General features: G+C 60.1%; 5 protein-coding genes. All 5 read left to right on the forward strand.

From position 1 onward, the window contains the following. The first annotated feature begins 45 nt into the window (after nt 1–45). The 5 genes from ACOZK9_RS22010 to folK all read left to right on the forward strand — a co-directional run bounded on the left by ACOZK9_RS22010 (nt 46) and on the right by folK (nt 7,223). Complete coding sequence (locus ACOZK9_RS22010; RefSeq protein WP_003176118.1) at nt 46–222, forward strand: hypothetical protein; 177 nt, start codon at nt 46–48, stop codon at nt 220–222. Continuing rightward, nucleotides 206–3,160, forward strand: a complete 2,955-nt coding sequence (locus ACOZK9_RS22015; RefSeq protein ID WP_421556563.1) for a sensor histidine kinase — start codon at nt 206–208, stop codon at nt 3,158–3,160. Before ACOZK9_RS22010 ends, ACOZK9_RS22015 begins: the two co-directional genes overlap by 17 nt. A gap of 22 nt (nt 3,161–3,182) precedes the next feature. Continuing rightward, the gene (locus tag ACOZK9_RS22020) at nt 3,183–4,622 is read left to right on the forward strand and encodes a sigma-54-dependent transcriptional regulator (protein WP_058412533.1); all 1,440 of its coding nucleotides are present in this window, start codon (nt 3,183–3,185) and stop codon (nt 4,620–4,622) included. 709 nt (nt 4,623–5,331) lie between these two features. Further along, nucleotides 5,332–6,735 carry a polynucleotide adenylyltransferase PcnB gene (locus tag ACOZK9_RS22025; RefSeq protein WP_058412534.1) on the forward strand — a complete coding sequence of 468 codons (1,404 nt, stop codon included), beginning with the start codon at nt 5,332–5,334 and terminating at the stop codon, nt 6,733–6,735. A gap of 2 nt (nt 6,736–6,737) precedes the next feature. Beyond that, nucleotides 6,738–7,223 (forward strand): 2-amino-4-hydroxy-6-hydroxymethyldihydropteridine diphosphokinase, encoded by a 486-nt coding sequence (gene folK, locus ACOZK9_RS22030; RefSeq protein WP_421556564.1) that lies wholly within the window; start codon nt 6,738–6,740, stop codon nt 7,221–7,223. The last annotated feature ends 135 nt before the right edge of the window (nt 7,224–7,358 follow it).

Genomic DNA, 7,358 nt, shown 5'->3' on the forward strand with positions numbered 1-7,358 from the left:
CAGCCATCCGTTACCATCGCCGCAGTTTTTTAATCAGAGGCCAACATGTACATCTATCGATTGGTCCTGCTGCTGGTCGTCGGAATTTACCTGTTTTCTCCCGCCATCATGGATTGGTGGATCGACGCCACGGGCGCCTGGTATCGCCCGTATCTGCTGTGGCTGATCCTGATCGTCGTGACCTTCATCCTGCAGAGCCAAAAAGATGCCGATGAGCTTTAGCCTCACCCAGATGCTGCTGATCAGCGCCGCCTACCTGGCTGCACTGTTCGGCGTGGCCTGGATCAGTGAGCGCGGAATGATTCCGCGGGCGATCATTCGCCATCCGTTGACCTACACATTGTCACTTGGCGTGTATGCCAGTGCCTGGGCGTTTTATGGCACGGTGGGCCTGGCGTATCAGTACGGTTACGGCTTTTTGTCCAGCTACCTCGGGGTGTCCGGCGCGTTCCTGCTGGCGCCGGTGTTGCTGTACCCGATTCTTAAGATCACCCGCACGTATCAATTATCGTCCCTTGCGGACCTGTTCGCCTTTCGCTTTCGCAGCACCTGGGCCGGCGCGCTGACCACGATTTTCATGCTGCTCGGCGTTTTGCCGCTGCTGGCCCTGCAGATTCAAGCGGTGGCCGACTCCATCAGCATCCTGACCCGCGAGCCGGTGCAGCACCGCGTCGCCCTGGCCTTTTGCGCGCTGATCACCCTGTTCACGATTTTCTTCGGTTCACGCCATATCGCTACGCGCGAGAAACACGAAGGCCTGGTGTTTGCGATTGCCTTCGAGTCGGTGATCAAGCTGATCGCCATCGGCGGCGTCGGCCTGTATGCGCTGTACGGCGTGTTCGATGGCCCGCAACAGCTTGAACTGTGGCTATTGCAAAACCAGACTGCCCTCGCCGCCTTGCACACGCCGTTACAGGAAGGCCCGTGGCGCACGCTGCTGCTGGTGTTCTTCGCCTCGGCGATTGTGATGCCGCACATGTACCACATGACGTTCACCGAGAACCTCAACCCGCGCTCATTAGTGAGTGCAAGCTGGGGCCTGCCGCTGTTCCTGCTGCTGATGAGCCTGGCGGTGCCGCTGATTTTGTGGGCAGGTCTCAAGCTGGGCGCGACCACCAACCCCGAATATTTCACGCTCGGCGTGGGCATTGCCGCCAACAGCAAATCCCTGGCGTTGCTGGCGTATGTCGGCGGTTTGTCGGCCGCCAGCGGGTTGATCATTGTCACCACGCTGGCGCTCTCGGGCATGGCGCTTAACCACCTGGTATTGCCGCTGTATCAGCCGCCCGCAGAGGGCAACATTTACCGCTGGCTGAAATGGACGCGCCGCGCGCTGATCGTCGCCATCATCATGGCCGGTTACGGTTTTTACCTGCTGCTGGGGGCCGGGCAAGACCTGGCCAACCTCGGCATCGTTGCCTTTGTCGCCACCTTGCAGTTCCTGCCGGGCGTGTTGTCAGTGCTGTACTGGCCGACCGCCAACCGGCGCGGTTTTATCGCCGGGTTGCTGGCCGGCATCCTGGTGTGGGTTGTGACCATGCTGCTGCCGCTGGTCGGCAACCTGCAGGGTTTCTACATTCCATTGCTGAACATGATCTACGTGCTGGACGACACCAGTTGGCACATGGCGGCGATTGCTTCGCTGGCTGCCAACGTACTGATGTTCACCTTGATCTCGCTGTTCACCAACGCCAGCCCCGAAGAAACCAGCGCCGCCGAAGCCTGCGCGGTGGACAACGTGCGGCGCCCGCAACGCCGCGAGCTGCATGCCGCTTCACCGCAGGAATTTGCCACGCAACTGGCCAAACCGCTGGGTGCGAAAGCCGCGCAAAAGGAGGTCGAACAAGCGCTGCGCGACCTCTACCTGCCGTTTGACGAGCGCCGCCCGTATGCGCTGCGCCGCCTGCGCGACCGTATCGAAGCCAACCTGTCCGGCCTGATGGGGCCAAGCGTGTCGCAAGACATGGTGGAAACCTTCTTGCCTTACAAAGCCGGCGGCGAAAACTACGTCACCGAAGACATTCATTTTATCGAGAGCCGGCTGGAGGATTACCACTCACGCCTGACCGGCCTCGCCGCCGAACTCGATGCGTTGCGCCGCTACCACCGCCAGACCCTGCAGGAACTGCCGATGGGCGTGTGTTCCCTGGCCAAGGACCAAGAGATTTTGATGTGGAACAAGGCCATGGAAGAACTCACCGGCATCGCCGCGCAGCGGGTGGTGGGTTCGCGCCTGAATACTTTGGGCGACCCGTGGAAAGAGCTGCTGCAAGGCTTTATCAACCTGCCCGACGAGCACTTGCACAAACAGCACCTGGCGCTGGACGGCCAGACCCGCTGGCTCAACCTGCACAAGGCGGCGATCGACGAGCCGCTGGCGCCCGGTAACAGCGGCCTGGTGTTGCTGGTGGAAGACCTGACCGACACGCAAATGCTCGAAGACAAGCTGGTGCACTCCGAGCGCCTGGCCAGCATTGGCCGCCTGGCAGCGGGTGTGGCGCATGAGATCGGCAACCCGATTACCGGTATCGCCTGCCTGGCGCAGAACCTTCGGGAAGAGCGCGAAGAGGACAGCGAAATCATCGAAATCAGCGGGCAAATCCTTGAGCAGACCAAGCGCGTTTCACGCATCGTGCAGTCGCTGATGAGCTTTGCGCATGCAGGCGCCCATCAGAATCAGGCTGAAGCGGTGTGCCTGGCCGAAGTGGCGCAGGATGCGATTGGGCTGCTGGCCTTGAACCGGCGCAATTTCGAGGTACAGTTCTTTAATTTGTGCGACCCGGACCACTGGGTCGACGGCGATTCACAACGCCTTGCCCAAGTGTTGATCAACCTGCTGTCCAACTCGCGCGACGCAACGCCCGCCGGTGGCGCGGTAAGGGTCAAGACCGAGGCTTTCGAGCACACGGTCGACCTGATCGTTGAAGATGAGGGCAGCGGAATTCCACAAAACATCATGGACCGGTTGTTCGAACCGTTCTTCACCACCAAGGACCCGGGCGAAGGGACAGGTCTGGGCCTTGCACTGGTCTATTCCATCGTTGAAGAGCATTATGGACAAATCACCATCGACAGCCCGGCTGACACCGAAAGCCAACGCGGCACCCGTATTCGGGTGACTTTGCCGCGTCATGTCGAAGCGACGTCCGCTGTGAACTGAGACCGTCGAGAGAGTTGAATCAATGCCGCACATTTTGATCGTCGAAGACGAAACCATTATCCGCTCTGCCTTGCGTCGCCTGCTTGAACGTAATCAGTACCAGGTCAGCGAAGCCGGCTCGGTGCAGGAAGCCCAAGAGCGATTCAGCATCCCCACGTTCGACCTGATTGTCAGCGACCTGCGCCTGCCGGGCGCACCGGGCACTGAGCTGATCAAGCTTGGGCAGGGCACGCCGGTGCTGATCATGACCAGCTACGCCAGCCTGCGTTCGGCAGTCGACTCGATGAAGATGGGCGCGGTCGACTACATCGCCAAGCCTTTCGACCACGACGAAATGCTCCAGGCCGTGGCGCGCATTCTGCGCGACCGCCAGTCGGCCGGCGGGGCAACCGCCGAGCAGCGGCCTGCGGGTAAAGCGGCCAACGGTGCAGACAAGCCAGGCGTGGATAACAGTAATGGCGAAATCGGCATTATTGGCTCCTGCCCACCGATGCAGGACCTGTACAGCAAGATCCGCAAAGTCGCACCCACCGACTCCAATGTATTGATTCAGGGCGAGTCGGGCACCGGTAAAGAACTGGTCGCCCGCGCCCTGCACAACCTGTCCAGGCGCGCCAAGGCGCCGATGATTTCGGTGAACTGCGCAGCGATCCCTGAATCATTGATCGAGTCCGAGCTGTTCGGCCACGAGAAAGGCGCGTTTACCGGTGCCAGCGCCGGGCGTGCAGGCTTGGTCGAAGCGGCCGACGGCGGCACCTTGTTCCTCGACGAAATCGGCGAGCTGCCGCTGGAAGCTCAGGCGCGCTTGCTGCGTGTGTTGCAGGAAGGCGAGATTCGCCGCGTAGGTTCGGTGCAGTCGCAGAAAGTCGATGTGCGGCTGATCGCGGCCACCCACCGCGACTTGAAAAGCCTGGCCAAGATCGGCCAGTTCCGTGAAGACTTGTACTACCGCTTGCACGTCATCGCGCTGAAGCTGCCGCCGCTGCGCGAGCGCGGCGCCGACGTCAACGAGATTGCCCACGCATTCCTGCTGCGCCAGAGCGCGCGCATCAACCGTACCGACCTCACGTTTGCTGCAGACGCCGAACAGGCTATTCGGCACTACGCGTGGCCGGGCAACGTGCGCGAGCTGGAGAACGCGGTCGAACGCGCGGTGATTTTGTCAGAGAGCCCGGAAATTTCCGCCGAGCTGCTGGGCATCGACATCGAACTCAGTGATTTGGAGGATGACGACTTTATCGGCCTGGCCCCGCAACAGGGCGGCGGTAGCAATACCAGCCATGAACCGACGGAAGATTTGTCACTGGAAGATTACTTCCAGCATTTCGTCCTTGAGCATCAGGACCACATGACCGAGACCGAACTTGCGCGCAAGCTTGGCGTAAGCCGCAAGTGCTTGTGGGAACGCCGCCAGCGCCTGGGCATTCCAAGGCGCAAGACCGGGGTGGCCAGCGAGACGTGAGGGTGCGCCCCCACAGGTAACACCTTCAGATGTGAAAAAACTGTTACCGCAGCTTTTTCGCGTAACAAAAGCCGGGGCTTACGGTAACGAAGCCCCGGCTTTTTTTCGCCCTTCAAAAACCCGAAAACCCAGCAAACCCCCGGTTTCACTGGGCGCTACAAAAGTTGGCACGCACCCTGCTATATGCTTGGTACAAGAACAATAACAAGCTTTGTACAAGACAATAAAAATAAGACGAATCGACTCACGCATAACAAAAACAACACGGCGGAGGCGCAGCTAACTGATTCTTTTGGAGAGGCGTTGCAATTGGGGCTTGCCCCGCAACCAGGCCGAGAACAACAAAAACTGCCCTAAGGCAGAGCCTGAACTGGTTGGATCGTAGATCAGCAACACAGCGACCAAAGCAATCCGTTTGCTCTTGGCTCCCGATTGGGAGTGCCATGAAGGTGAAGCTTCATGGCGAGGGCGATCAATAAAAACAAGAAGCCCGCAACCCATAATAAAAATAGAGCACGCAACTACTTCTGGGGGAGCTTCGGCTCCCCTTGTAGTTTCTGGCGTTTGCCCAATCTGCGCACTTCTTTAAGCTTCCAGCGCACGCCTTGCAGCTTGTTCCTACACCATCCCCTGACTAAATGCTAGAATCCCGGCCCATCATGCGGTCATTCTTCGTTATGGCCGAACATTCCTTCAAACAGTGCATCCCATGCTGAAGAAGTTGTTCCAGTCATTCCGTTCTCCCTTGCGTCGTACGCAACACATTCGCAGCACGCCTGAAGTGCTTAACAGCAATCAGCATTCATTGCAGCGTGCTCAATTCAGCCGCTACGCGGTGAACATCGTCGAACGTTTGCAGAACGCCGGCTACCAGGCTTATCTGGTGGGTGGTTGCGTGCGCGACATGCTGCTCAATATCACGCCCAAGGATTTTGACGTCGCCACCAGTGCCACGCCCGAGCAAGTGCGTGCCGAGTTCCGCAATGCGCGAATCATCGGCCGCCGCTTCAAACTCGTGCACATTCACTTTGGCCGCGAAATCATCGAGGTCGCGACCTTCCGCGCAGGGCACCCGCAAAACGATGAAGAGGAAGACACCAACCAGTCCTCTCGCAACGAGAGCGGCCGCATCCTGCGCGACAACGTTTACGGCAGCCTGGAAGAAGACGCGCAACGCCGCGACTTCACCATCAACGCCCTGTATTACGACCCGGTCAGCGAGCGCATCCTTGATTACGCGAATGGCGTACACGACATTCGCAACAACCTGATCCGCTTGATCGGCGACCCCACGCAGCGCTACCAGGAAGACCCGGTGCGCATGCTGCGAGCCGTGCGTTTTGCCGCCAAGTTGAATTTCGGCATCGAGAAACACACCGCCGCACCGATTCGCGAGCTGGCACCGATGCTGCGGGAAATTCCTTCGGCGCGCCTGTTTGAAGAAGTGCTGAAGTTGTTCCTCTCGGGCTATGCCGCCGACACGTTTGAAATGCTCGTCGACCTGCAGTTGTTCGATCCATTGTTCCCGGCCAGTGCCGAGGCATTGGAATACAACCCGACATACACCCATACCCTGATCAGCGAAGCGTTGATCAGCACCGACCTGCGCATCAAACAGAACAAGCCGGTCACCCCGGCGTTCCTGTTTGCCGCCCTGTTGTGGCCGGCCTTGCCCAAGCGCGTACTGCGCCTGCAAGACCGCGGCATGCCGCCCATTCCTGCGATGCAGGAAGCCGCTCACGAGCTGATCGCCGAGCAGTGCCAGCGCATCGCTATTCCAAAACGCTTCACCATGCCGATCCGCGAGATTTGGGACATGCAGGAACGCCTGCCCCGCCGCAGCGGCAAACGCGCCGACCTGCTGCTGGACAACCCGCGCTTCCGTGCCGGCTATGACTTTCTGCTGCTGCGCGAAAACGCCGGCGAGCAGACCGACGGCCTCGGTGAATGGTGGACCGACTATCAAGACGCGAATGACAGCCAGCGCCGCGACATGATTCGTGACCTCGGCAGCAAAGGCGATGGCGCCAGCGAAGGGCCGAAGAAGCGTCGTCGCAGCTCCACCAAGCGCAAACGCAGCGCTGCCGATGCGTCGGGCGCTGCGGGCGAATAAACGTGGAGCGTATCTACATCGGCATGGGCAGCAACCTGGCTGCCCCGGACCAGCAGTTACGCAGCGCCATTGACGCGCTGGCGTTGTTGCCTGGCACGCGCCTCGCCGGCGTGTCGGCGTTCTATCAAAGTGACTCCCTGCTCCCCGGCCAGCCGCGCTACACCAACGCGGTTGCCGCCGTGGATAGCCGCCTTGCGCCATTGGAACTGCTGGATGCGCTGCAAGCCATCGAGAATGACCAGGGCCGCGAGCGCCGGGAGCGCTGGGGGCCACGCACGCTGGATTTGGACATTCTGTTGTTTGGCGATCGCCTGATCGACGAACCGCGCCTCACAGTGCCGCATTACCAGATGCACCTGCGGGCGTTTGTGCTGTACCCGCTGGCTGAGCTGGCCCCCGCCGACCTGCAACTGCCTGACGGCCAAACGCTCAAAGAGCTGCTGACGGCCTGCCCGTTTGTCGGCCTGGAACGCCTGCGCACTGCTTGACTCGATCCTCTGTGAGAGCGGGGGTGGGGGGGGGGGGGGGGGGGGGGGTTGGTTTTTTTTTTTTTTAAAAAACACACGACACCGACCCCCCCCCCCCCCCAACAGGGGGGAGGGATAGGAAAGAGAGAAAAATAA

This window comes from Pseudomonas kitaguniensis, from assembly GCF_049199985.1.
In the GTDB taxonomy this organism is placed as follows: Bacteria; Pseudomonadota; Gammaproteobacteria; order Pseudomonadales; family Pseudomonadaceae; genus Aquipseudomonas; species Aquipseudomonas kitaguniensis.

What these genes read in the sequence shown, in the direction of transcription:
- ACOZK9_RS22015 (WP_421556563.1), top strand. Translation starts at nt 206, where the DNA reads ATGCCGATGAGCTTTAGCCTCACCCAGATGCTGCTGATCAGCGCCGCC.
- ACOZK9_RS22020 (WP_058412533.1), top strand. Translation starts at nt 3,183, where the DNA reads ATGCCGCACATTTTGATCGTCGAAGACGAAACCATTATCCGCTCTGCC.
- ACOZK9_RS22010 (WP_003176118.1), top strand. Translation starts at nt 46, where the DNA reads ATGTACATCTATCGATTGGTCCTGCTGCTGGTCGTCGGAATTTACCTG.
- ACOZK9_RS22025 (WP_058412534.1), top strand. Translation starts at nt 5,332, where the DNA reads ATGCTGAAGAAGTTGTTCCAGTCATTCCGTTCTCCCTTGCGTCGTACG.